This window comes from Leptospira vanthielii serovar Holland str. Waz Holland = ATCC 700522 (assembly GCF_000332455.1).
Classification (GTDB): Bacteria; Spirochaetota; Leptospiria; order Leptospirales; family Leptospiraceae; genus Leptospira_A; species Leptospira_A vanthielii.
Genome location: NZ_AOGY02000062.1, coordinates 5,001 through 29,137 on the forward strand (window position 1 = coordinate 5,001; position 24,137 = coordinate 29,137).

23 protein-coding genes and 1 riboswitch (1 of these 24 only partly in view) are annotated in these 24,137 nt (G+C 37.5%); of the genes, 12 read left to right on the forward strand and 11 right to left on the reverse strand.

All coding sequences use genetic code 11. The annotated features are described in order from the left end of the window. The 8 genes from LEP1GSC199_RS13865 to LEP1GSC199_RS13900 form a co-directional block, all read right to left on the reverse strand. Positions 1-425, reverse strand: partial view of a PEGA domain-containing protein gene (locus tag LEP1GSC199_RS13865; RefSeq protein ID WP_002986205.1) — the 5' portion only. Its footprint begins 1,219 nt before the window's first position; 425 of the gene's 1,644 nt are visible here — the first part of the coding sequence; it begins with the start codon at positions 423-425; the stop codon falls past the left edge of the window. After that, a complete protein-coding gene (locus LEP1GSC199_RS13870; RefSeq protein ID WP_002986600.1) occupies positions 415-1,188 on the reverse strand; it encodes an ABC transporter permease subunit in 774 nt (257 codons plus the stop codon). The genes LEP1GSC199_RS13865 and LEP1GSC199_RS13870 overlap by 11 nt, the downstream gene beginning before the upstream one ends. 4 nt (positions 1,189-1,192) lie before the next feature. Further along, the gene (locus LEP1GSC199_RS13875) at positions 1,193-2,071 is read right to left on the reverse strand and encodes an ABC transporter permease subunit (protein WP_002986593.1); all 879 of its coding nucleotides are present in this window, start codon (positions 2,069-2,071) and stop codon (positions 1,193-1,195) included. Between the two features lie 4 nt (positions 2,072-2,075). Beyond that, a complete protein-coding gene (locus tag LEP1GSC199_RS13880) occupies positions 2,076-2,537 on the reverse strand; it encodes a PTS sugar transporter subunit IIA (protein WP_002973517.1) in 462 nt (153 codons plus the stop codon). A gap of 35 nt (positions 2,538-2,572) precedes the next feature. Beyond that, a complete protein-coding gene (locus tag LEP1GSC199_RS13885; RefSeq protein ID WP_002986273.1) occupies positions 2,573-3,463 on the reverse strand; it encodes a hypothetical protein in 891 nt (296 codons plus the stop codon). 13 nt (positions 3,464-3,476) lie between these two features. Then, positions 3,477-4,478, reverse strand: a complete 1,002-nt coding sequence (locus LEP1GSC199_RS13890) for an ATP-binding protein (RefSeq protein WP_039926944.1) — start codon at positions 4,476-4,478, stop codon at positions 3,477-3,479. A 168-nt stretch (positions 4,479-4,646) separates the two neighbouring features. After that, the gene (locus LEP1GSC199_RS13895; RefSeq protein ID WP_002973362.1) at positions 4,647-4,925 is read right to left on the reverse strand and encodes a hypothetical protein; all 279 of its coding nucleotides are present in this window, start codon (positions 4,923-4,925) and stop codon (positions 4,647-4,649) included. A 77-nt stretch (positions 4,926-5,002) separates the two neighbouring features. Then, a complete protein-coding gene (locus LEP1GSC199_RS13900; RefSeq protein ID WP_039926902.1) occupies positions 5,003-6,544 on the reverse strand; it encodes a cellulose synthase family protein in 1,542 nt (513 codons plus the stop codon). A 121-nt stretch (positions 6,545-6,665) separates the two neighbouring features. Here LEP1GSC199_RS13900 and LEP1GSC199_RS13905 point away from each other — a divergent pair, with 121 nt between their 5' ends. Together LEP1GSC199_RS13905 and LEP1GSC199_RS13910 are read left to right on the forward strand one after the other, a co-directional pair. Beyond that, complete coding sequence (locus LEP1GSC199_RS13905; RefSeq protein ID WP_002986382.1) at positions 6,666-8,849, forward strand: hypothetical protein; 2,184 nt, start codon at positions 6,666-6,668, stop codon at positions 8,847-8,849. Next, on the forward strand, positions 8,846-9,586 hold the full coding sequence (locus LEP1GSC199_RS13910) for a motility protein A (protein ID WP_002986494.1): 741 nt from the start codon (positions 8,846-8,848) through the stop codon (positions 9,584-9,586). Before LEP1GSC199_RS13905 ends, LEP1GSC199_RS13910 begins: the two co-directional genes overlap by 4 nt. 3 nt (positions 9,587-9,589) lie before the next feature. On the opposite strand, the gene LEP1GSC199_RS13915 is transcribed toward LEP1GSC199_RS13910, so the two are convergent. Continuing rightward, entirely contained in the window at positions 9,590-10,579 is a 990-nt protein-coding gene (locus LEP1GSC199_RS13915) for a class I SAM-dependent methyltransferase (RefSeq protein ID WP_002986220.1), read from the reverse strand. Between the two features lie 209 nt (positions 10,580-10,788). On the opposite strand from LEP1GSC199_RS13915, the gene LEP1GSC199_RS13920 reads away from it, so the two are divergent. The 6 genes from LEP1GSC199_RS13920 (at position 10,789) to LEP1GSC199_RS13945 (ending at position 15,465) form a co-directional block, all read left to right on the forward strand. Continuing rightward, the gene (locus LEP1GSC199_RS13920; protein ID WP_002986456.1) at positions 10,789-11,202 is read left to right on the forward strand and encodes a ribonuclease HI family protein; all 414 of its coding nucleotides are present in this window, start codon (positions 10,789-10,791) and stop codon (positions 11,200-11,202) included. Continuing rightward, positions 11,199-11,564 carry a hypothetical protein gene (locus tag LEP1GSC199_RS13925; protein WP_002986543.1) on the forward strand — a complete coding sequence of 122 codons (366 nt, stop codon included), beginning with the start codon at positions 11,199-11,201 and terminating at the stop codon, positions 11,562-11,564. Before LEP1GSC199_RS13920 ends, LEP1GSC199_RS13925 begins: the two co-directional genes overlap by 4 nt. A gap of 32 nt (positions 11,565-11,596) precedes the next feature. Continuing rightward, positions 11,597-12,019, forward strand: coding sequence for a Fur family transcriptional regulator (locus tag LEP1GSC199_RS13930; RefSeq protein WP_002986407.1), 423 nt, complete (start codon positions 11,597-11,599; stop codon positions 12,017-12,019). Positions 12,020-12,060: 41 nt separating this feature from the next. Beyond that, positions 12,061-13,296, forward strand: coding sequence for a CCA tRNA nucleotidyltransferase (locus LEP1GSC199_RS13935; RefSeq protein ID WP_415857910.1), 1,236 nt, complete (start codon positions 12,061-12,063; stop codon positions 13,294-13,296). Positions 13,297-13,475: 179 nt separating this feature from the next. Continuing rightward, on the forward strand, positions 13,476-14,990 hold the full coding sequence (locus LEP1GSC199_RS13940) for an outer membrane beta-barrel protein (RefSeq protein WP_002986590.1): 1,515 nt from the start codon (positions 13,476-13,478) through the stop codon (positions 14,988-14,990). Positions 14,991-15,000: 10 nt separating this feature from the next. Continuing rightward, entirely contained in the window at positions 15,001-15,465 is a 465-nt protein-coding gene (locus tag LEP1GSC199_RS13945) for a hypothetical protein (RefSeq protein WP_002986413.1), read from the forward strand. A gap of 122 nt (positions 15,466-15,587) precedes the next feature. Here the strand turns inward: LEP1GSC199_RS13945 and LEP1GSC199_RS13950 are convergent, their stop codons facing one another. Beyond that, the gene (locus LEP1GSC199_RS13950) at positions 15,588-16,034 is read right to left on the reverse strand and encodes a hypothetical protein (protein WP_232420789.1); all 447 of its coding nucleotides are present in this window, start codon (positions 16,032-16,034) and stop codon (positions 15,588-15,590) included. 112 nt (positions 16,035-16,146) lie between these two features. Here LEP1GSC199_RS13950 and LEP1GSC199_RS13955 point away from each other — a divergent pair, with 112 nt between their 5' ends. From LEP1GSC199_RS13955 to LEP1GSC199_RS13970, 4 genes are all read left to right on the forward strand, one after another. Beyond that, on the forward strand, positions 16,147-18,189 hold the full coding sequence (locus LEP1GSC199_RS13955) for a methyl-accepting chemotaxis protein (RefSeq protein ID WP_002986608.1): 2,043 nt from the start codon (positions 16,147-16,149) through the stop codon (positions 18,187-18,189). 110 nt (positions 18,190-18,299) lie between these two features. Continuing rightward, on the forward strand, positions 18,300-19,373 hold the full coding sequence (locus LEP1GSC199_RS13960) for a cytochrome-c peroxidase (protein ID WP_002986258.1): 1,074 nt from the start codon (positions 18,300-18,302) through the stop codon (positions 19,371-19,373). A gap of 4 nt (positions 19,374-19,377) precedes the next feature. After that, positions 19,378-19,530: riboswitch (cobalamin riboswitch) on the forward strand. Positions 19,531-19,734: 204 nt separating this feature from the next. Continuing rightward, positions 19,735-20,325 carry a hypothetical protein gene (locus LEP1GSC199_RS13965; RefSeq protein WP_002986374.1) on the forward strand — a complete coding sequence of 197 codons (591 nt, stop codon included), beginning with the start codon at positions 19,735-19,737 and terminating at the stop codon, positions 20,323-20,325. A 51-nt stretch (positions 20,326-20,376) separates the two neighbouring features. Further along, entirely contained in the window at positions 20,377-21,234 is an 858-nt protein-coding gene (locus LEP1GSC199_RS13970) for an LIC_13355 family lipoprotein (protein WP_002986461.1), read from the forward strand. Between the two features lie 146 nt (positions 21,235-21,380). On the opposite strand, the gene secA is transcribed toward LEP1GSC199_RS13970, so the two are convergent. Then, positions 21,381-24,137 (reverse strand): preprotein translocase subunit SecA, encoded by a 2,757-nt coding sequence (gene secA, locus LEP1GSC199_RS13975; RefSeq protein WP_002986526.1) that lies wholly within the window; start codon positions 24,135-24,137, stop codon positions 21,381-21,383.

Genomic DNA, 24,137 nt, shown 5'->3' on the forward strand with positions numbered 1-24,137 from the left:
TTTTCTGGAGCCAGTTGTTTTTTACCCGATCGTAAGTCTTGTAAATCTTTCTCGTCATTAATCTCTTTCTTTTTCCTCTTTACGTTGGGAGATTCTGCATCAATCTTCTCTTGCAGAGTCATAACAGGTGCTTCCCCAAAGGAATGATATACTACATTTACCTTTGGATATTCTACATAGGTATATTCTAAATTACGAAGTTCAGAAAGTAAAACGGAAGGAATTCCTTTGACTAAATATTCTTTTGTGGGATCTGAATTGACTGCAACGAAAGAGAACAAACATAAATTACGAGAGGATTCATAAGTAACACTCCCTTTGTAACTTTGGTTCGGAAATTTATAATAATCATCAATGGAATATAATGGCAACACATTGCACAAAAGCCCAAGGATAATGAATAATGCTGAAATTTTATGTTTCATTCTTTTTCTGGTTAGATCCCAAAGAATACACCAAAGTTAAAATGGCAACTATCGGAAGCAAAACGGAAACAGGTGTTTTGTCAAAATAATCTTTAGAAAATGAGATTTGTTCTCCAAGCCCAGGACCCGTGTCTCCAAGTGATGTTTGGATTCCTAAATAGGAAAACAAGGCAGTTGTCATAACTACACCCGGTAATCCGGAAAAAAATAAAAAACCGAACATATCACGGAGGGCTGGTAGATAATGTAAAAGAATGAGCTGATACGGCTTAGCACCCATACAAAGGGAAGCGGATACATAAGAACTTTGTTTGATTTCACGAATCTTGGCTGAAAGTGTTTCGTAAGACAAAGCCCAATCAGAAACAAGAATAGCAATAAAAATTGCAAAGGGATTGTTAGGTAACAGACTAATCACGACCAACGCAGACAATAAAGAAGGAATCGCAAGTGATACGGAAACAATACCCGAAAGAATCCATTCAGATCTTTTAGGAAAGAAGATAGAAAAAGCAGACAAAATAAAAGATACGAAGATAGTCAAAATTCGAGCCGGCACCACAAGCACAATAGTAGACATAGATCCATAACAAAACAAGGCTAAGTTGTCTCTCCCCAAACGATCCGTTCCTGCAAAAAAACCAGGTGAAAGAATGGGCAAATTATTATTGATTAAGTCTACATTTGTAGGTGAGGACAAAATAAACGCACCAAAAAAGACCAATCCAAAAAATAAAAATCTAACAAGGGTATGGACTGCCATTTTTTTATACCCCACCTGAAAAAAATCTTTGCAGATAAAATCCAATACGATTTAAAACATAAAACAAAATTCCTGAATACATAAGGAGTGTTGCGAGTAACTTCGTATCCATTGATTTAATGGAAAAGTATAAAGACTTTCCAATTCCAGGAAAAAAGAAAATCTCTTCTACGACCATTGCTCCCGACAACAAAGACCCAAAATCTAAAATCAAAAGGATGAGTGCAATCGGTAGAACTTTTAAGAAAATTTCTTTTCCAACAATATGGCTCCAAGGATAAGACCTTGTTTGTAATAACTGCACATACTTCGAATCTGCTTCTTTACGAATTTCTGGCAATAGATATAAGGACATTCTTGCGTAAATTCTTGAACCCAAACTAATTCCAGGCAAAATAACATAATATGTGTTACCTGATTCATACCCGCCGGGAGGAAACCACTCCAGTCGATAAAAAAACACAAGTAACAGTAGTATGGCGACAATAAAAACAGGAGTGGATAGAATCAGATGAGAACTAAACGAAACAATATCATAAAATAATCCAGATCGAAAGTATGTTGCCGCAAGAGAAAGTCCAAAAGCAAGGAAAGAACCAAATAAAATACTAAAGACTGCTAGGTGTAAGGTAGAAAGGAAACGAGTTCCGATATGTGAGTAAACAGTCTCCCCATTTTCCGTTTTGCCTCCTGATTCCAAAACCAAAGATTTCCAAAACTGGACATAGGAAGATAAAAAACTTTTTTCCTGACTTTGAATTTCTGTCATTCCCGCATCGGCATACAAATAGGATTTATCTTTTGTGTGGAACTCTGAAACAAAACTACTGATACAAGATAACAGTAGTAGAAAATACAGAAAACGGAAACCTTCCGACTTCACTGGATTAACTTTTCGAAAGGAATGCCTTTTGGATTTCTTCGAAATTTTTGGCTTTGATGAGTTTTTCTCTTTCTTCAGGAATGTTGAGAGTTTTAGCAATCAATGCTAGTGTTTTGATATGGTCCTGAAATTTATTTTTAGGAACAATGAGCATGATAAAAATTTGAACCAACCCATGATCAAGTGCATCAAAGTCGATCCCTTGTGGTGCAATGGCCATAGCACATTTCAACTCATTCACATAATGAACGGAACAATGCGGAATGGCAACTCCACTTCCGATGCCGGTAGACATTGACTTCTCTCGGTTCATTAGAGAGGAAACTGTTTCTTCTTCATGACTTGGATCTAACGATTGTGTGGTGACCATATGAGAGATCATTTTTCGAATGGCATCTTCTTTGGTAGATGCTTTGAAGTCGAAAATGATATTTTTAGGGTCCAGAATCTCCAGAAGTTGATTCATATGGTATAACTTACTCCCACCTTTTCAAGATCGACTTATTTTCCAAGAAAAACCCTGACGAAGATGCCTTCTAAAAGAAAAAAAACAACCAATACCAAAACGGCGCTTATCCCCATTTTACCCACAAAAAAGGCTATGGGAAGTAAAATGACAAAACTAAGTAGGGAAACATAATACGATCCGTAAAAATTCCGTCCTGGACTTAGATGCAAAAAGAAAACAAGGGCTGAATAGGAAAGAATCCAGTTAAAACTTAACTGACCCGAACCAATCCCCCAACAAGAAAATAAAAGAAGCCATCCTAAGAAAAACCCGAGTAGAATCGTTCTTCGAAAAGAAACCCAGGCAATTCCCACTAAAACATAAATGCCTAAACTATCAGCGAAAGATAAAAACGTAAGTCCATTTAAGGGAAGATTGGAGAACCAAGGTAAGGTCAAAGGCAAAAGAGATGACTCAAAAGAAATCCCCGTCCAAGAAATTAGTTCCACTGGAGTTCGAAAAGTATATCCAAGTAAGGAGAAAACACTGTCCCAAACGAGAACAAAGAGGAGAACCAAACTAAAAATAGGAACCCGTAAAGAATACTGTTGGCCTAGGAGGTAATGAACTACCATGGCAAAAAATAATGCTACCGGTAACAAAATTGGATGTAACCAGGTTGTTGGCAAAATCAAAAAAATAATCAGCAATTGTGAAAGTAACCCCAACCAATACGGCGACTGATTCGCACGAATACAAAAACCTAAATAGACAAGTGTGAGTATTGATGTAATAACGATTGGCAAAATAGGAATTGGAAAAACATGAGCAAGCGAGTATCCAAGAAAACCCATTAGAGTCAGAAAATAAAAAAAATCGGCAAATATCTCTGAAGATTTAACTCCCCAACTATTTTCAGACAGAATATAAAGGTTCTTTAACATAATTTAATGGTTGTTAAACAACAACTCCTTCGATTCGTTTCCGAATATCAATTCCTGAAGGGCAATACACAGTACATATCCCACAGGAGATACATTGACTCTTTTCAAATTCTTCTACTTTCCCTTTGATCAGTTGAACAGGATTTGCATGGGTGGGACAGTAGTTATTACATTCCATACAATCGATACAACTGAATTCTTTTCTTGCTGCGGGAAGTTTTTCATATAAAGTAATAGAATAATGTTCGTAAATGTTAAAGTAACCAAGAGAGCCAACATCCATTGGTTTTACTTCTTCAAATACAGTTTCGAAAGAAGCAATTTTGTATCGTTTGTCTAAATTTGCTGGAATGAAAGCCAAAGCTTGGCCATTGGTTAAAAAGAACTGACGAGGTTCCAAATCCATTCTTCCTTTACGATCTACCAAAAACACTGCTAAATGTCTTTTCGTAAAAGGTTCGTTATAGTATAACTTACGTAAGATGTGGAATATCGTTTCTGCACCTAAAAAAAGAACTTCATGCCCAATTAATGACTTTCTAGTTTTTTCAACAGGCTCATGGAATTGTTTGTGCAGAAAAAATTCCGGGATTCCATTGGGATGTTTAAAATCCAAAGAAGTAACTTCAAAAAAGTTGGATACTTCTGCTTTCGGAAATATCGATTTCAGAAGTTCATAGAATGATAAATAAGCATCCTTCATATCGCGAAGGATCATTTCTTCAAAATTAAGATGTTGGTATCTACAAAACGGCGATAAAACAATTTTAAAAGAAGAATCTTTCCCAAATTTTTGAAAGTAATCTTTAAGCGGAATTTCCATCAAATCCAAAGAATACAATGCACCTTCGTCAAAGGACTCTAAAAGTGCAGGAAAATCATACTGACGAAAATGGTAAGGAGAAGTAGTCGACCAAGAACCATCTTGTTTGATTTGGAAGTATTTTTGGTCAGGTGTTAAACTAGCCACCCCATTGACGGGAGCAAGCACCTTCTTTCCGTTATGTGCAAGCATAACCTGACCATGAGTCACTCGAGTGGGATAGGAATCGGAAATGACGCTACCCGCAGGAACGGGGATCAGGAATTGACCCTGAATCGTCCGTTCTTTTTTGTTTTCAGTTTTATGAAATTTGCGAGCGAAGGCGCGAGGTAACCTAGGGAACAACACGCCAGTAATAATTTAGACGGCTTTCACCATGTAGATTTCGTCTTTGATTGGGAGTTCTTTTTTCAAGTTTTTGATATAAGGCAGAATCTCTCCCATTTCTTCATAATACTCGCAGTTGGTTTGCATACGGCGAGCCACTGTAAAGTATTTATAAAGTTTTTCTTCACCGGAACGTTTAGACCATTTCTTCTTGTTACATTTTACTCGAAGAATGTATTTATCTTGCTCCGATTCGTATTGGCGAACCACAACACAATGCAAACAGTTCGCGCAGTAGACTTTTTCACTCATGGATGACCCCTGAACCTAGGTTGAATTTACAGCTTTTTGGAAGGAAAGGTTTCGTCAAGTAAGTACCATCGCTCTTCCTAAGCGACGGCACGAAGTTCCTTTTCTGCCTTGGTCGCTGGTTTGAATTTCCAAAACGACTCTGCAACAGAAAGGTAAGAGACATAGAAAAAACCGATAGAATAAAGAACCATAAAACCGATCATGTATGGTTTTCCGACCATAAAAGAAAGGTAGATACAAAATACGCAATACACGCCCATAAAAAACTCGAGAAAAGCTCGGTAATCTACTGGAACCACGTATTTGATTTTGTCCTGCAAACTATCCCCTTCTTTCTCAATTCTGAGTTTTGGGGTGCGTTTGAAACCAGATTGGATGCCAAAAACAGCTTCCATCCAAGCGTAAGTATTCATCACAGCAATACCCGTTCCAATCATTACGAGGATAGGAAGGTAAACCAATTTCGATTTCCAGTTTTTGTGGATTTCGCGTTGGGAGTAGGCGTAGAAAATGACAGGTCCCATGGATCCAATGGAAAGGACAGCGGCTGATCCGAAAAGAATTTCCATTGGGAGGTCATCCATCTTAAACCCAGCCCAAAATTCCATAAGTAGGAGTGGTGCCGTGAGTAAAATATTGATGATCATCAGTGGATGCACTGAATAATTAATGAGGTGGGTGATCGCTTCCCCTTTGATCTTCCAAGATTCCTTGGATTTCCAAATGCGAGGAATGAGTTTGACGGCAGTCTGGATGGAACCTTTGCACCAACGAAACTGTTGGGCTTTATATGCGTTCATAGTAGCAGGAATTTCTGCCTTACAAACTACATCTTTAATATAACGGAATTTCCAACCTTTGAGTTCGGCTCGGTAAGAAAGGTCGAAGTCTTCGGTGAGAGTGTCATGTTCCCAACCACCAGCGTCTTCAATACAAGCCCGTCTCCAAATTCCCGCAGTACCATTGAAGTTCATCCAAAGACTAGCTCCATTTCTTGCGACCTGTTCGATCATAAAGTGACCGTCGATCCCAAAACTTTGGGCTTTCGTAAGAACATTGTATGTTTCGTTAATATGGCCCCAACGTGTTTGCACCATTCCTATGGATTCGTCTTCAAAATATCCCATAGTTCTAAGTAGGAAGTCTGAGTCTGGAGTGAAGTCAGCATCAAAAATAGCAATGTAATCGCCTTTTGCTTTTGCCATTCCTTCGTCTAGAGCACCGGCTTTGTGTCCTTTGCGATTGGTTCTATGAACGTGTTCGATCCAAATTCCTTTTTTCTTATACAAAGCAACAAGGCTCGCAACCTTTTCCACAGTTTCATCAGTGGAGTCGTCAAGTACTTGGATTTGGAGTTTTTTTGTTGGATATTCTAGGCTGCATGCAGATTCGATCAAACGATCGACAACATAAAATTCATTGAAGATGGGCAACTGAACGGTAACTGTAGGGAGGTTTTTGTCCTTTAAGGAAAGGAGTTTTGTTTCGTCCTCTGCGCAGTTTTGTTTGTATCTGCTATACAAAAAAACCATGAGGTAAGTGTGCAAACCGAAGTAGAACAGAACTAAAATGTCAAAGCCGTAAAGAACCAAAAAGGATATAGATAAAAACGTCAGCATAGTTATAGTCAAAATCGGCACAAGGGCTCATTTGGTCAAACATTTTGTGCACCGCCAAATAAAATAAGATTTTCTTTAGTTTGCGAATGTGGCCCATAAAACATCTTTGGTAGCTAATTCTATGGATTCTCAATGGAAACGTTTCTGGGAAACCGGCCTCTTCCCCTCACTGGAGTTTAGTCTTAGCCTTTCGATTGGTTATGTGCTCTCTCTATTTTTTTATGTAGCCGGATCCGAACTTGCTCTGATCGATCGCACTGACACGGCTTATCCTGTATTACAGATACTTCTTGTTGTTTCGTTTTCTGTTGGATTCATTTACAGGAAATACAAACAAACGTTACCGATGGGTTTAGCGATTGCTCTTTTAGTTGCAGCGATCATTCAGATCTTTTGGTTTTTTAGGGCTAATTCTGCTGAGTTTCTGATCGATTATATTTTTTCCTTTGAATGGGTTTTACTCAGTGGGGTTTTGTCTGCATTTTCTGTGGGTATTTATGGCGGGTCTTTACGCGACTTCCGTTTCTTAAGTTTTGCCCTTGGTGTAACAGCATTTACATTCTATTCTTTGTTTGAACCCAACCAAAACTATTCCATGAAAGTTTTGTTAGCTGTCCTTTATATATTTTTATCTTTATATTTCATTAGTACTTTTGTACAACGAAGTCCGTACTCCAGCAAGTTCTACAAAATAAGATCAAAAATCGGCAAACATCCGTTATTTGCACCGTTTTACAGATCTGCGTTATCACTACTCATCTCGTATTGTATTTTACATTTATATTTCCAACCTGGACCAAAAATACCGTTGATCCTCTCTGTATCGTTTTCGGTGATTTTTGGTAGAGTTTTGTCCTTACTTGGTGGTTTAAAAAAAGAAACCAAAGCAGTATTCTTAATTGGAAGAGTGACCCTACTATTTGCTTTTTTCTTTTTTATCTACCAAACTTATTGGAGTTCCTTCTTCATTGCACTCTGTATCATCACGGGATCCATTGTTGGTTTTTTCAAACCGAACAAAACTGCGTATAAGGAGTATATGTTTGTTGGTTTAGAAACCAGTATTTATCTAGGTCTTTCCTTTTTGTTATACTTTTGGAATTTACCAATGGGAATTAGAACCCTCTCAGCATTGTTATTTGTTCCAGTTTTAATGTATCCTTACTTAATACAAAAACACATTGTGCGCCTACCAAGAATTTTGATGTTAATTACGGCGGCCATCATTGTGTTGCTCTTTTTTTCGCCACCAACAATACGAACAAACTCTCCCTTTTCAAAAAAAGAAATCTTCGACCCCATTCCTTTTGCGATTACAAACATATCATTCAACGAAGAGGAGTTTATATTTTATAAATCTGTTTTGCCTTTTGAATCCAACCCGTTTTTACCAAAACATTCAGAAATCAAAGGGAAAACTGTTGTATTGGGACTTAGTTCCAACCAATCACAAATCATATCTTACATAGAAAGACTAAGCCAAGAACAACATCCATTTTTTATCCTTACAACTAGAAACAAATCCAATCAGTTCCATCACATCAATGCACTATCTCTTTTGAATAGGAAGTCTTATTGGAATTTCGATATTTATTATCCTAGTTATCTGGAATCAAAAATTGGATTTGCCACAACGCTTCCGGCAGATTGGAAACTTAAATACTTTGCAGAGAAATTAGACAATGCTACAACCTTGGAAGTAGTTGCTGTACTCGATTCCATTTTAAAATATTCATCTGGTGATTTACGAAAAGACGCTTTAGAAATCAAACATTTGTATTATGAGTCATTTGCTGAATATGCAAGATTTTATCATAACATTGGACAGAATAAACTAGCGTTAGATGCCATTGCCGTCGCAAGAAAATTTGAACAACCAAAACCAGATTTACTGCGCATTGCCTTTAACAGTTTAAAATTCACAACTCCTGAAGCCGAATACATTCCCATCCTTGAAGATCTGAGTTCCGATGTCGAATTTCAAGAATTTGCATGGAACTCATTGATTTCGATGTTTGAATCTTTGAGAGATTGGAACCGTGCTCTTACAACCATGAGCGCACTGGAAAAATTTTATAGATCCCGAAACCAAATTGAACAGGCCAACGAACTAGAGTTAGCTCGCGTTCGACTGTTCATTAACCAAGAGAACTGGAAAGAAGTAGAGCCGCTCATTGCAGCAAGGATAAGAGAAAATCCAGATTCGGTGATTTGGGAAAGACTAAAAAACGAAGTTATAGAAAAAAAAGATTCACTTCGTAGGTTGAGCATTCGACCTGATGTGAGAGAGGCAAGAATTCAATGATCCATTCAACACTACTCGGAATCCTCGCGGCTGTTTTATCAGTATTTGTCGCAATTTTAATCGAAGGCGCATCTTTAAGATCTTTTTTCCACCTGCCTGCAATGCTCCTGATCGTAGGTGGAACATTAGGTGCCACTTTTGCATCTTATTCCATTTCCCAAGTAACGAAAGCAGTAAGAGACACAAGATTTGCACTTTCACGAAAAAAAGAAAGAGATCTCAAACTTGTATTTTTTCGTTTTTGGGAAAAAGCTAGAAAAGATGGCCTATTATCTTTAGAGGACGAAGCCAAAAAGCTAGATAATCCGTTTTTACAAAAAGGGATACAGTTGATTGTGGATGGATCAGATCCGAGGACAATCGAAGAAATTTTATGGGAAGCACACGAAGAAGAAGAAAAGAACGATTTCAAATCGGCAAAAGTTTTTGAAACGGCAGCAGGTTTTTCACCTACGGTGGGGATCATTGGAACTGTACTCGGCCTTGTTACTGTTCTTGAAAATTTAGATGGTGGAACAAAAGTTCTGGGACAAGGAATTGCTACAGCCTTCATTGCCACTTTTTATGGGATCTCGTTTGCAAACTTAATCTTACTTCCTATCTCAAACCAACTCAAAGTTGTCGCCAAACGCGAGAGTAACGAAAGACAAGCAATTATGAGAGGAATTCTATCTTTACAATCTGGCGAAAATCGTAGAATTCTTGCAGAACGAATAGATCCCTTCGTGAAATATTAATTTTTAATTGCTGGGATCGGGTTTGATGCAGAATAGCTGATGGATTTTTTCATCACGAAAGTCAGCTGGAATCGATTCTTTGGAACGATTGACACAAAGGAAACCTCGTTCGCTCCACTCCTCGTCTGCAACTTCCATTTTGAATTTTCTAAAATTGGTAGAAAACCAAATCTCTCCATTGTCAGTAAGAAATTTTGTCAAAAGTAAAAGAAGAAGATTTCTATGTTTTGTTTGCACATCCCATTCTTCTCGCATTTTTTTACTATTGGAAAAGGTTGGAGGATCTAAGAAAATTAAATCATAACGCTCTCTATTTGGATTTTTGGTTTCTTCTTCGATCCATTGTAAAATATCAGCATTGACTATTTGATGATTTGCTGACTTAAAACCATTGTGTTCGAGATTTTTTAAAGCCCAATCGCAATAGGTTTTGGATAAATCCACACTTTTTGTTTTTTTAGCACCACCTGACGCGGCATAAACGGAAAATGCACCTGTATAAGAAAATAAATTCAATACTGATTTATCTTTTGATGCTTTTCTTAACCAATCTCTAGTGATGCGGTGATCCAAAAAAAGACCTGTATCCAAATAATCAGATAAATTAATACGAAATTCTAAATTAGATTCCTTTACCCATTCGAAGTTTCCTTCGATCGAAAGTTTATCGTATTGATCTGACCCTTTTTGTTTTTTACGTCGCTTCAGAAATAATTGTTCTTCGGAAATCTGAAAAACTTCTCTGACTATAGATGCTATTCGATCAAAACGTTCATCATGACCTTCTTCCAGTTGAAAGCGGACAGAGCTTTTATCGTATAACACAAACCCATTCGGATACCGATCTAATATACAAGAAACTTGTGGAATGTCTTCCGAATAAACGCGGTAACATGTAATTGATTCTCTTTTTGCCCACTTTTCGCGTTCCTTCTTTAATTTGCGAAGGCGGTTTTCAAACATGGTGAGGGCACCCAATCCCCTTTCGGTCATACAATTCCTTTTTTAGGGAAGGTTGGGATTTTTAGGTAGATGTCCCCGCCCTATCTGGACTGGGTGGGGTTATCCACCCGCCACCCAATAAGCTCCGTTTACCACGGAGCCGGAAAAAAGTCCTTCATAAATCAAAATCCAAAAGTTTTTTTTATGATCAGTTCAGGTTTTTGATTGGTGAAGATTGAGTTCACAAAAAGACTGTTGGCATGTCGACAAAAGATATAACCTTCATTTACTGCGACGGTAGTTCCCGCGGAAATCCCGGCCCTGCTGCCATCGGTGTTTCGTTTCAAGACAATGATGGAGTCGAATTCTTTTTCCTATCTGAAAAAATTGGAAATGCCACAAACAATGTGGCAGAATGGCAGGCTCTATATCGGGGAATGGAAGAAGCAATCAAACAGAACTTACAAAAGATTAGATTCCGGTTGGATTCGGAACTTGTCGTTAAACAAATGAAAGGTGAATATAAAGTAAAAAACAAAGATCTACTTGTTTTTAAGAATAAATGTGATTTCTTAAAAACATCTTTTCTAAATTTTGAAATTCAATACATCCCGCGCGAACAAAATACAAGAGCTGACCAGCTAGCCAACTTGGCCCAGGATGCGAAGATTTGATTTTTCGAATTTGGATGAAGGCTGTTTTAATCGTTTCGGTTGCGACATCTTTAACTCAGTGTAAAAAATCCGCCACTCGCCAATTAGATGAATTATTGGAATCACGGTCTCCCTTCCTAGCAGCTACTTTCTGCGAAAAAAACAAAACCCAACTGGTAGATCGTAATGACGATTGTGATCGAGTCGCTAAAGCCGCCAAAGAAGAAATCGAATCCATTCTCAATCGTAAACTGGATTTAGGAATCGCCCCTGTCATTGTAGAAAAAACAAAGGGGCAGGAAATTGAGGAGTTCTTACAGACGCATACTCGAATGGGAATTCGGTATTGGGAAATCTGGAAAGCAAACGTGATTTTAGAATAGACAATCTTCCCCCATCACAGGATAAACAAATCATGGCAGGAGATCCTTCTCAAATTCTTAAAAAAATCGGACTGAAAGTTACAAAAAATCGTGAACAAGTTTTGTCCATTCTTCAAGGATCCCCTAGACCCCTCAACCACCAGGAAATCATGGAAAAACTTCCCAAAGAAGAATCCTGGGATCGAGTTACCATCTACAGAGCCCTATCTGATTTGGAAGAAAAAAACCTTCTGAATTCTTTACATTCAACAGATAGAGTCACCTACTTTGAGTTAAAGTCAGATGGGAATCATGTAGTTTCAGCAGCACATGGACATTTGATTTGCAACGTTTGTGGCAAAATTGAATGTATTGATGATCCTTGGAATGGAATTCCATCCGCCAAACACTTGAAAGGTTTTTCTACAGAATCAGTCGAAATTGTATTCAGGGGCAAATGTAGAAATTGCCAATAGATTTACGTTCACTGATTCCCACTAAATTTTTAAATCACCTAGTGCAAATTGATTCTGCTCTGAAAGGAGAAGGGTTCGAATGTTATCTTGTTGGAGGTTCCGTACGCGATCTCGTCATGGGCAAAACCCCGAAAGAATATGATTTAACCACTAACGCCGAACCTAAACAAGTAAAACGTTTATTTAGAACGGTTATTGATACCGGAATAGAGCATGGTACTGTAACGGTTGTTTTAGATAGAATCAATTATGAAATCACAACATATCGAATAGACAAAGATTACACTGACGGTAGACGACCCGATCTTGTAGAATTTGGTACCACATTGTCCGAAGACTTAAAACGTAGAGATTTTACAATGAATGCTTTGGCATTTGATATATCGACAGGTCTTCTTATAGATGAACATTTTGGACAAAAAGATATACAAGAAAGGACAATTCGTACCATTGGAAATCCGATCCAACGTTTTTCGGAAGATGGTTTACGTCCCATTCGAGCTTTAAGATTTGCAAGTACTTTAGATTTTGTAATCGAACCAGAAACAAAAAAAGCAATTCACGAAACCAAACAAATCACAAAAAAAATTTCATTAGAGCGATTCCAGGATGAAGTACTCAAATCTTTTTTAGGTCCTTATCCGTCTCGTATGATTCAATTATTAGTCGAGGAAGATATCTTTCAAATTTTCCTCCCTAACCTGCCAAAGTTACTATCGATAAAAAATCATGTTTTAGAAAGGTTAGACAAAACTTCGAAAGATCTAATAGGTTTACAATTGGCATTGGCTTTTTTTGCCATCTTGGATGATATCTCCTTAAAGGAGTTGGAATCGATCCTTCGCAGTTTAAAATTTTCTGGTCAAAATATAAAAGATTGCCTCCTTTTTTTTGAATTCTTAGCCAAGTGGGAAAAAACGGAGAGCCTAACAAGGGAAAACGAGTTTATTCTAAAAAAAGAATACCTTGCGCACGTTAAGCGACACTTCCAAACACGTTTTCCTATCGACAGAGAATTTTTTCTAAAACTCGAACCAATTTTTGGCAAAACCACATTGCAAATGTTAAGAATTTGGGATGAGGCCCCCCCCCTTCTCCTCACAGACATGAAATTGAATGGTAACCATTTAGCAGAAACCTACCCAGAACTGGCAAAAACCAACTACGGAATCATTTTAAACCAACTCCTAGAACTTGTCCTACGCTCGCCTAAAGAAAATGAATATTCAAGACTATTGCAACACTCTGCCCAATTTATAGGCAAACTGATCAAATAATTTCAAAAATCTAAAAAAATTAAAGTTCATATTGTTCTTTAATTAATCAAAAACTTATTTTTTTTCCCAAATATCCCATTCAAATACTCTGTTTCTCTTTTTTTCTTTCTAAGACCCAGGACAACCTCGCCAACCTGGTACACAACTTGCACAACAAGTTCACATAGGAGAAATGGCAAATGAGAAATAAATACACTCTGTTGGCGACGATCGTTGCTACCTTATTTTCCCAGGCTTCCCTTTTTGCTCAGGATAAAAAGGAAAAGGATAAGTCTTGGTATGAGTTGGTAAATTTTTCTGGATATGTGGACGTATATTATAACTATACTACAAATAACCGGCAAGGGGCTACCCAAGATACGGCGGGAACTTTCAACACTTACAACAAGCAGTTTGCTGTGAACGCAGTAAAACTCGCTATGGAAAAGTTAGCTGAAAAGGAAAGTCCTTGGGGATTCCGAATTGATTTGCAAAACGGACAAAACAACATGTATCAAGAACGTCCGTATCAAACAACAAACTCTCTTCAGAACATGCAGTTGTTACAACAAGCTTATGTTTCAGCATACTTCCCTGTATTCAAAGGGTTGACAGTTGACGTAGGTAAAATGGCAACACATATTGGTTTAGAACTACTTGACTCAAAGGATAACATCGCTTACACGATTGGTTATGTGTTCTTTAACACAATCCCATTTATCCATACAGGTGCGAGAGCAAACCTCCAAATCAACGATAGACTATCCACTGGTCTTTATCTCTACAATAGTGCCCAAGGAACTGGCTACACAGGAAACGGCCAACAATTTGGTTACAACGGATTATCGCCTTACGGTGATGCTGCGGGTGGATCTAGTTTAACTAACACTTCACAACATGCTTATGCTGACGGTCCAAACCCTACAAGAGCGATTGGAACTCAAGTGAAGTATGATGTAGTACCTGATAAGTTTCAAGTTGTATGGAACACATTGCAAGCTAACGATAACATCAAAGGCAGACAAAACAATGCTCTATACTACCTAGAACAATCCACTGGTACGTCTTTCCCGAAACAATCCGCTTTCAAAACTGACCACTGGATGATTCAAAACTTGATTTTGATCTTCAAACCAACTGATAAATTGACAACAATCTTTGACTATACTTACGGTGAAAGAACTGGTCAAACCAACACAGCTGCGTATGGTTACGAAGCGGGTGGAGTTACTAAAACTAAGTTAGATACAGCGATGCCAGGTCTTGTTCCTGATTTAGATCCTGGTTTAGTAGCAGCTGGTTTAACAAAAGACACAAACCTAAGCCGTGAGAACAGAATTAAAAGAATTTACCAAACTTACCAATTGCAAGCTAAGTATCAATTCACGAACTTCTTTGCACTCGGTTTCCGTTTTGAGTATCTTGATGACAAACGTTATGGTGGATCGCTCGTAGTAAACCCACCTCTTTTTGCTGTAACACCAGCAGACAGATATGACCTTAAATTCCAAGACTCAATTGGAACAAGAGCAGTTAGTAACTATGGACAAATCAAAACTCTCACTTTCACACCTACTTTTGACCTAACGGAAAACCTCCAAGTAAAAGTAGACTTAAGAAGAGATTGGGGTCCTGGTCAACAATTCGTAGACACTTCCGGAAGACCGGCTTCATACCAAAATGGTATCATCGTCGGTATGGTAGCGAAATTCTAAGGAGCAAATGATGAAAATGAATAAGAAATCCTTTCAATCTGGTTTAGTAGGAATCTCTTTGGCACTTCTTTTGACAGCAGGCCTTGTTGGCTGCTCAGAATCTGGTGCAAAAAAAGAAGATAACCCAACGGCTCTACTTTACTTAGTAAATAACTCGGCAGGCCTCACGGATGTTCAGGCAATTTGTGTTGCTGCTTATACGGCAGCGAACTCTTGTGTCGGCGGAAAAGAATACTTTAATGCTGGAACTGGATGTGCTTTGACGAAATTAGATGGTAAAACAACTGAACAAATGAATGCATTAAAAGAATGTGTTTTAGCAAAAGTTAATGATACTGTTCAACCTTGTAGTTTACCACAGTTTACTTATGGCCTTGCGCAACAAGCCCTTGCGGGTGCGTTTTCAGCTTGTAACAAGTCGTATACGACTGCTGCTGGTGTAACGGTAGACTTAAAAGACTACTTAGTATACTAACAAAACTTAAGTCAGGAGATACTCTCTCCTGACTACTTTCTTACCTTTTTTAAACTTACCAATCCAATCTGTAATTAAATCCTAAACACTGTTTTTTAATAATGTTATAAAGTGAAAGGATGTTATGGTTTTTTATAATCAACTTTCTCAACAAAGGAACGTCGAAATATCACTGTAATTTCTTTATCAGGTGGAGAATCACTTGAAAACTTACTGATGGGTCGTTTATAAACCCAATATTCTCTATCGCCACCACGTTTGACTTCATCGGGAGCACCAATATACTCTCTTACGAAATTACCATTTTTTCCAGGTAAAGTGTCTTTGATTTCCTTTCGGAGTTTCATACCTGCCAACTGCTCCACCGTTAGCTGGGCCAAATCTGCTTCCCGTTTCTCGTCTTCCGATTGAATTTCTTTCACCGATGACGACATAAATTCTCGGCATTTGATTTCGTCTTGAAAAGTCTTCATACAATTTTCAAATAGACTTTCTTGATTTTTTACTTCCAAAGTGCGAGCACAGGAAACTGTGGCAAACAAGGTAATTAGTATCAGGGGTTTGTTCATAAACCCTCCCATTCTTTCCTCTATAAAATTAAATGATTGCTTTATTGAAAATCAATTATCGTTAGAAGTGAAGTAGATTTTTTTTCGTCTACTTTAGGAAGATCAGGGTTCTATGTTAAAGTTTCTATCAAAGTTCTCCATCCGAAGTAGACTCCTACTTTTGCCGATCCCACTCATTGCATCACTATTCATCATTTTGCTTATTTTAGTACGATCTTTAAATGGAACGATTGAATTTTCTAAAAAAGAGCAGTTAGGAATCCAGGCATTAAAACCAATTTATCTTGCGTACCGCGAAGGACTAAAGCGACTAAAAATTGGGCAAGAGAGTACCGAAAACTTAATCCCTCTAATGGAAACGGCTAAAACGAAAATTTTAGAAACAGACCTACTTCCAAGTGACACAAAAGAGATTACAACTTGGAACAAATATTTAAAAATCGAAAATTTCGATCAGACTACATCTAGGAACTTTCTAAGTGATACACAAGAACTAGCGTTAAAAGTAGGAGACTTCTCTAATCTAATTCTTGATCCAGAAGTTAACTCGTATTATCAAATGGAGATCATATTTTTTAGAGTGCCTGAAATATTAAAAAACATGGGTTCTTTAAATGAAGTGGTTCGTGATGAATATTTGAATGCAAATACAAAAAATAGTCAATACTCTAGCATCAGTTATACCAAAGCATTGATATCAATTAACTTTATCGAATCTACGTGTAAAGAAATTCAAAAATCATACACAAAGTCTATTGAAGATACTTCCCCCTATGTGGAAGAACTTAAAAAAGCAAACCAACTCGCTAAAGCCACCTGTGAAGTTTATATCAAAGAATTAAAAGAAACATTCATTCTAACAACAACCAAACCTACTTCTGCCGATAAACTATTTGTTATCCTAAACGCAGGTAACTCTATTGCTGGTGATATTCAAGATCGTTCGATTGTGATTCTTGAAAAACTTGTGAACGATCGAATTCAATTATTGTCTTTTCAAAGAAACTGGAACATTATCTTGGTTTTGGTTTCTTTATTATTATCCACTTTATTTGTTGTTTTTATCTTAAGAAGTATCAATAATCCTTTAATTTCTGTCCTAAGCAAAGTAAACGAACTTTCTAGCGGTGAAGCCGATTTAACAAAAACCCTTCCTGATTTTGGAACCAATGAAATTGGTAGAATCACAAATTCGATTAATCTTTTCTTGTCAAACCTAAACTCTATCATGAATCAATTAAAGATATCAGTAAGTGATGCAGAAAAAGTATCTTATAAATTAAAACAAGATGCCATTTCTGTTTCCGATAATGCATCCTCACTTGCTTCCATATCCGAAGAATCTGCTGCATCCTTAGAAGAACTAACCTCTTCCTTTGAAATCATGTTTCAATTCATAACCAATGAAACAAAAAACATTGTGAAAATTACCGAAGAGATGAAAACAATTGAAGGTTCTATTTACAATATTGAAATGGCGCTCTTGCAGTTAACTGACCAATCCATTACTTCCACAAATTTGGCAAATTTAGGTAATGTCTCTATTCAAAACACAGATAATGCTATGTCTGAGATTCGATCTGTTACCAAAGAAATCACAGGGATCGTAGACCTTATTACTGAAATCTCGGAAAGAACCAACTTACTAGCATTAAATGCAAGTATTGAAGCGGCACGGGCAGGTGATGCAGGAATGGGGTTTGCTGTTGTTGCAGAAGAAATCTCAAAATTAGCAGATAAAACCCAATCATCCGTAAAAAACATTAAACGACTCATTGATAAAAGTAATTCAGTAGTCAATATTGGCACAAATCATGTTCACGAAACAGTAGGTGCACTCAGTGAAATTGTAGAACAATCCAACAGAATGCAAATCGGTGTTAACCATTTAAAAGAAGAGATGACAACACAAACGAATAGTTTACTCAATGTCACCACCGAACTAAATGGATTACAAGAAATGGCCGAAACCATCGAGTTTTCAAGTAGAGAACAGAAAAAAGCTTCAGAGGATATGGTAAATACAATCAATACTCTTTCTGGAAGTGCACAAGAACTTGCAAACAATTCGGAAGACTTAAACCAAGTCAGTCAAAAGATCGGAGAGATTGCAGGAACTATTGCTATAGTGACAAATTCCTTTCGCACCCATTAGAAAATAGAAATCGGAAGTTTAAAAGCTTTAACAAAAATTCCAACGTATTCAAAAAACCAAATCTAAAAAATGAATTGATGGATTAGAGATCAATTCCTTGTTTGGTCCCTATGTCCCGAACGACTCTGCTTTTTACCAATAAGCTAAAATTCAATTTACTCATCTTATTAACATATCAAATAACATTTGCTAGCTGCAATTTCACGCAAACAGACCAAAAATCGGGAAAATTTATCCGCAACTTAATTGTATTAAATTTTGCCTCAGACTATCTATATGCTGCCGAATTGCAAACGTTAGCTAGAGAAAAAATCGGAATTTTACCTAACTTTGTTCCTGGTTCAGAGAAAGATACAGTCGCAAAAATTGCTTTAGGTAATAAACTATTTAGAGACAATAAACTTTCTTCCAACCATGTTCAATCCTGCATCACCTGTCATCCGATCGATGGAACCGCTGCAGGTATGGATCGACAATCAACTTCACGAGGGACATTTGGCCAACTTGGGAAAAGAAACACTCCGACCATCCTGAATGTTGGTTTTTTGCCCATTATTTTTTGGGATGGAAGAAGAGACACATTGTATAACCAAGCGATTGATCCATTTATCAATCCAATCGAAATGTCGTTGCCTTCAGAAGCAGAACTATTATCACGAATTCAAAATGACTCCAGTTATACATTATTTTTTGAAAATGCTTTTCCCGAATCTCCAACTCCTAATATCCATTCAATTCGCCTAACATTAACTGCCTTTGAAAGGTCTTTGGTTTCAAAATCGAGATTCGATGATTTTATTGAAACTAATGTACAGGCACTCAATAAAGCTGAACTAGATGGCTTAAAAATTTTTTTAGACGTTGGATGTAATCGCTGTCACAATCAAAATTTACTTGGTGGATCGCAATTTTCAAAATTAGATACGGTATATCCATACAATCCAAATGATTTAGGAAGATCGGAATTCACTGGAAACTCTGATGACAATTTCTTTTTTAAAGTTCCCCCGCTTCGAAATGTAGCATTGACGGCCCCTTACTTCCATGATGGTAGCGTTCCCACACTCAAAGAGGCTGTGCGAAGAATGAATCATTACAAACTAAACCACACAATGACTGATTCAGAAATTGATTTGATTATAAGTTTCCTTAAATCTCTATCCGATAAAACAAAGATCAACTAAATCCATTGACAAAAAATATCGAGGTGAGAACTCTGACATTACCTTCAGGGAGGAAACAGGTGAAAGTCCTGTGCTGACCCGCAACTGTAATGCACCTAACGTGATTTAAACCACGTTAGGCGATAAGCCAGATCTTCCCCGCAATGTTTTCTCGTGGATTGGGAACTTTGCACACTTACATCTACTCTGTTTCAACAGGCGATGTAAAGGGGCCCCGAAGGTAAACTCGGGGCGCCCGTATGGAAAAAACACTACTTACATATCTATCTATAGATTTTAAGATTTTTCGTCTTCTGACGAGGATAAACCTATTTCCCGTTCGTGTTCCCCTAAATTCAAACAAAAATTTAGGAGAATCTAAATGAAACCAACATTTCAACTAACAATTGCTATTTTAGCAATTTCTATCTTTACTGCATGCGCTGAAGCAGGGAAAGTAAATGAGTCTGAAGCCAACACCAATTTATTCACAGGTTTAATTATTGGCCAACAACAAGGCAAATCTAGTGTGATAGATTCTTTAGCAGAAATTAGGGGATATTGGAAAGGTGGATTTTGTAGTGGCGGTTCTTGTACCAGCTTCACCTCCAATGTTTCCATAGTACAAGATCCATCTGGATTTGGTATTTGGGCATCCGGAAACAGTTATTTAAGAATCATTGCGGTTGATACAGTCAATAGAACTTTTATCTACCAATATCTTCCAACGGATGCATGGAGTCCGAACAAATATACTAAAGTTATATGGACTGAACCAAAAACTGTCGGTTGCGAAAACTCAGCGAGTAAATGTTTTTATTACTGCACAGTTTTCCCAAATTTTGCAACACTCACAGAAGCGGAAAATGTAAACCTATCCACCTATAGTTCTTCTGATCCAACTAGAACTGGCTGTGGTGGTTTTGGCTGGAGTAAAGCTCTCTTTGTTTCTTCAAACCCAACTAACTGGTAACAGTTATCAACTTTGGCTCTAATTCATTTTGGAGCCAAACGGAGTATTCACATGAAAACCTTTTTATACAATGTCGATAGAACCCTGGTAATTATATTTCTAGTAACCTACTTATTTACTTGTTCACCTGAGCCAAAAACTACCCAAAATGAACTATTGGCACTTTTAGCCGCATCAGAGATAACAAATAACACAAAAACAAATTGTCCCTCAGGAATACTGCCACCAGGAATACCCATTGCAGATACAATAGTTTCTGCAAATTCGAATGTGAGTGGATTCAACGATTCCTCAAAAGCCATCAATGGTATTTGTGGTGGTGGCGAACTTTCGGGATCTTTGGATGTCTACGCATTAAACCTAACAGGAGCAGGTGCCACTTTAACTCTATCCTGGGGAGGAAAAACTGTAAAGAATGTAACGGGAATTGATTTTATCATTTACGAAAATCCATTCCGAGTTACAGAAAGTAGTGATCGTTATGCCTTTGATCCGATGGTAGTGCAGGTATCATTCGATGGAACCAATTACTGCGGATTCGATCTTAGTGGGTTCAATCCCACTGCAGCAGATAGTAACAAAATTTCCTCTTGGCCAGGATTTGCGGGTCTTAGACCGGTTCTCTATAACCTGATTTCTAATCCACTGTCACTCGAACAACTTTTTACATCCAAAGGAAATAATTTTTTGTTAGGTGGTGGTGACGGTTTCAACATTGATGATTTAATCACAGATGTTTCTTGTGATAACGCAGCACTTACGAATATCAAAACGTCAGGATTTAAATTCATTAAAATGACTTCTGCATCTGCAGTTACAAACCCAAACACTGGATCAGGATATGTATATCCTCATTCGTATACGAATGGTTCAGACATTGATGGAGTGGTTGCTAAGTCTGTAGAGTAAGTAGAATTCTGAATAGAATCAAAATTGCGAAAGAATTCATATCCCAAACTCAAATCAAAGTTCGAAAACCCAACTCTCACCAAGGAGCAGAACACTCATTGTAAGAGTTGGTTTGTTAGTTTTCTTTTAGCGAAAGTGATTACTTTCTATTTCTTTCGACGGCTGGATTTTCTCTCAGATCCGCCACCAGAACTTGTTGTGGAAGACACTTGAGGTTTTGATTTATTGGATTTGATTTCATTTCCAAACATATCCACTTCTGCCCTTTGTTCCTCGCCAATCTTTTTGTATTCTTTCGGTGAGGATTCATCTTGGTTGCGATCAGATTCGGTCACTTCTATTTTTAATAAGAAGGAAACTACTTCGTTCTTAAGGTTTTCAACCAACTGGTCAAACATCTTAAAACCTTGGAGTTTGTATTCAATCAAAGGATTTTTTTCGCCGTAACCAACAGTCCAAATTCCTTCTTTTAAATGGTCCATGGCATATAGGTGTTCTTTCCATCTATGGTCCAAAATATCCAAAAATACATTTCTTTCGATCGATCGCCAAACCTCTTCTCCAATGGAAGAAACTTTGAACTCATACAATTCTTTTACTAATTTGGATACAACTTCGAATATTTTGAGTTGTGGATTCGATTCTTTTTTGAATTGTTTTAGATCAATAGTTTCTGTGATCCCCAAACTTTGGATCCACTCATTAAGTGAGTCGACTTCCCAAGCATCCACGTTATTACCTTCGCAATATAAAATAACTTGGTTCTCAACTACCTCATCAAAGAAATCAACAATGGTTCTGGACATATTTCCTTTGTCTAAAAGTTCATTGCGGATGCCATAGATATAAATTCTTTGGCGGTTCATCACATCATCATACTCTAACAAGTGTTTTCTGATGTCAAAGTTATGGCCTTCCACACGTTTTTGTGCACGAGCTATCGCATTTGAAACCATACTATGTTCCAACTCTTGACCTTCTGGCATTTTCAGCGTGTCCATAATACGAGCAATTCGATCCGAACCAAAAATTCGCATCAAATCATCTTGTAAGGATAAATAAAATCTAGAAGATCCAGGATCCCCTTGTCTACCGGAACGCCCACGAAGTTGGTTATCAATTCGACGGGATTCATGTCTTTCCGAACCAATGATATGTAAACCACCAGCGCCAATCACAAAGTCATGATCTACTTTCCATTTTTTAGCTTCTGCTAAAATCTTGTTACATTCTTTTTTGATGTTTTCGTTACGGATTTCTGATATTTTGGATTCCGCTTCTTCAAACTTTTGTTTGATCAAGTGTTCCCGAAAACTACATACAACTTCTAATTCTGCTTTGGCTTTAATTCCTAAAGAATCACAAAGTTCATCTAATTTTTCCAAATCTTCTTTGTATTTCGGTGCACCACCAAGTACAATATCCGTTCCACGACCCGCCATATTGGTTGCAATCGTAATGGCACCAGGACGACCCGCATTGGCTACAATTTCCGATTCTCTTTCATGTTGTTTTGCATTTAACACATTATGGGTGATGCCATGAGAAACTAAAAGTTTCGAAAGGACTTCCGATTTTTCAATCGAAATTGTTCCCACTAACACCGGTTGTTTTCGAGAAACTTTTTCTTGGATGTCTTTGACAACGGCATCAAACTTTTCACGTTCCGTTTTATAAACACGGTCAGGCATGTCTTGGCGTTGTATCTTTAAATTGGAAGGAATCACAATGACATCTAAACTATAGATTTTTTTGAATTCTTCTGCTTCCGTATCTGCAGTTCCCGTCATACCAGATAACTTCTTATAGATACGGAAATAATTCTGGAAGGTGATGGATGCTAAGGTTTGTGATTCACGAGCGATTGCCACACCTTCTTTTGCTTCCAAGGATTGGTGTAATCCATCAGAATACCTTCGACCTTTCATCAATCGACCAGTAAACTCATCCACGATGATGACTTCGCCATCTTGAACTACATAATCTTTATCTCTATAAAAGATCTTATGGGCTTTTAACGCTTGTTGTACGTGATGAACGAGTTCAATGTTTTCAGCTTGGTATAAGTTTTCAACACCTAACAGTTCCTCCACGTGATGTACACCCGCTTCCGATAAAATTACGTTTTTTGCTTTTTCATCAATCTCAAAGTCTTCCCCTTCAATGAGTTTCGGGATGATTTTATTTACTTTGAGATATTTGTCCGTAGATTCTTCCGCAGGACCAGAAATGATGAGAGGTGTCCTTGCTTCATCCACTAAAATGGAGTCCACCTCATCCACAATTGCATAGTTATGTTGCCTTTGTACACGGTGTTCTTTGTAACTCACCATGTTATCACGTAAATAATCGAATCCAAATTCGTTATTGGTTCCATACGTGATGTCTGAATTGTAAGCTACTTTTCTCTCTTCATAGTCCATATCATGTTGGATCACCCCAACGGAAACTTTTAAAAATTCAAATACAGGGCGCATCCAATTCGCATCCCGCTTCGCCAAATAGTCGTTCACTGTGACAACATGAACACCTTCACCAGAAAGGGAATTTAGATAAATTGGTAAGGTAGAAGTTAATGTTTTTCCTTCACCCGTTTTCATCTCAGAAATATTTCCCCAATGTAAGGAAATACCACCCATCATCTGCACATCAAAATGCCTCATCCCCAAAGTTCGGTAGGCAACTTCACGGACCGTAGCAAATGCCTCTGGCAAAACATCATCTAACGTTTCTCCGGCTGTTAACCTTTCTTTAAACTTTATTGTTTGTGCAGATAAAGTTTCATCGTCCATCGCTTTGATTGCCGACTCAAAAGAATTAATAGCATCTACAATGGGATTTAGTCTTTTTAAGTCCCTTTCATACTTACTGCCGAATAAAATTGTTAATATTTTTTGAAACAT

Excerpts from the sequence above, each read along its gene's own strand:
- LEP1GSC199_RS13890 (WP_039926944.1), bottom strand. The coding sequence starts at position 4,478 with ATGCTTGCACATAACGGAAAGAAGGTGCTTGCTCCCGTCAATGGGGTG.
- LEP1GSC199_RS13970 (WP_002986461.1), top strand. The coding sequence starts at position 20,377 with ATGAAAACCTTTTTATACAATGTCGATAGAACCCTGGTAATTATATTT.
- LEP1GSC199_RS13880 (WP_002973517.1), bottom strand. The coding sequence starts at position 2,537 with ATGAATCAACTTCTGGAGATTCTGGACCCTAAAAATATCATTTTCGAC.
- LEP1GSC199_RS13940 (WP_002986590.1), top strand. The coding sequence starts at position 13,476 with ATGAGAAATAAATACACTCTGTTGGCGACGATCGTTGCTACCTTATTT.
- LEP1GSC199_RS13945 (WP_002986413.1), top strand. The coding sequence starts at position 15,001 with ATGAAAATGAATAAGAAATCCTTTCAATCTGGTTTAGTAGGAATCTCT.
- LEP1GSC199_RS13915 (WP_002986220.1), bottom strand. The coding sequence starts at position 10,579 with ATGACCGAAAGGGGATTGGGTGCCCTCACCATGTTTGAAAACCGCCTT.
- LEP1GSC199_RS13895 (WP_002973362.1), bottom strand. The coding sequence starts at position 4,925 with ATGAGTGAAAAAGTCTACTGCGCGAACTGTTTGCATTGTGTTGTGGTT.
- LEP1GSC199_RS13900 (WP_039926902.1), bottom strand. The coding sequence starts at position 6,544 with ATGCTGACGTTTTTATCTATATCCTTTTTGGTTCTTTACGGCTTTGAC.
- LEP1GSC199_RS13910 (WP_002986494.1), top strand. The coding sequence starts at position 8,846 with ATGATCCATTCAACACTACTCGGAATCCTCGCGGCTGTTTTATCAGTA.
- LEP1GSC199_RS13920 (WP_002986456.1), top strand. The coding sequence starts at position 10,789 with ATGTCGACAAAAGATATAACCTTCATTTACTGCGACGGTAGTTCCCGC.
- secA (WP_002986526.1), bottom strand. The coding sequence starts at position 24,137 with ATGTTTCAAAAAATATTAACAATTTTATTCGGCAGTAAGTATGAAAGG.
- LEP1GSC199_RS13955 (WP_002986608.1), top strand. The coding sequence starts at position 16,147 with ATGTTAAAGTTTCTATCAAAGTTCTCCATCCGAAGTAGACTCCTACTT.
- LEP1GSC199_RS13950 (WP_232420789.1), bottom strand. The coding sequence starts at position 16,034 with ATGAACAAACCCCTGATACTAATTACCTTGTTTGCCACAGTTTCCTGT.
- LEP1GSC199_RS13870 (WP_002986600.1), bottom strand. The coding sequence starts at position 1,188 with ATGGCAGTCCATACCCTTGTTAGATTTTTATTTTTTGGATTGGTCTTT.
- LEP1GSC199_RS13905 (WP_002986382.1), top strand. The coding sequence starts at position 6,666 with ATGGATTCTCAATGGAAACGTTTCTGGGAAACCGGCCTCTTCCCCTCA.
- LEP1GSC199_RS13885 (WP_002986273.1), bottom strand. The coding sequence starts at position 3,463 with ATGTTAAAGAACCTTTATATTCTGTCTGAAAATAGTTGGGGAGTTAAA.
- LEP1GSC199_RS13965 (WP_002986374.1), top strand. The coding sequence starts at position 19,735 with ATGAAACCAACATTTCAACTAACAATTGCTATTTTAGCAATTTCTATC.
- LEP1GSC199_RS13960 (WP_002986258.1), top strand. The coding sequence starts at position 18,300 with ATGTCCCGAACGACTCTGCTTTTTACCAATAAGCTAAAATTCAATTTA.
- LEP1GSC199_RS13930 (WP_002986407.1), top strand. The coding sequence starts at position 11,597 with ATGGCAGGAGATCCTTCTCAAATTCTTAAAAAAATCGGACTGAAAGTT.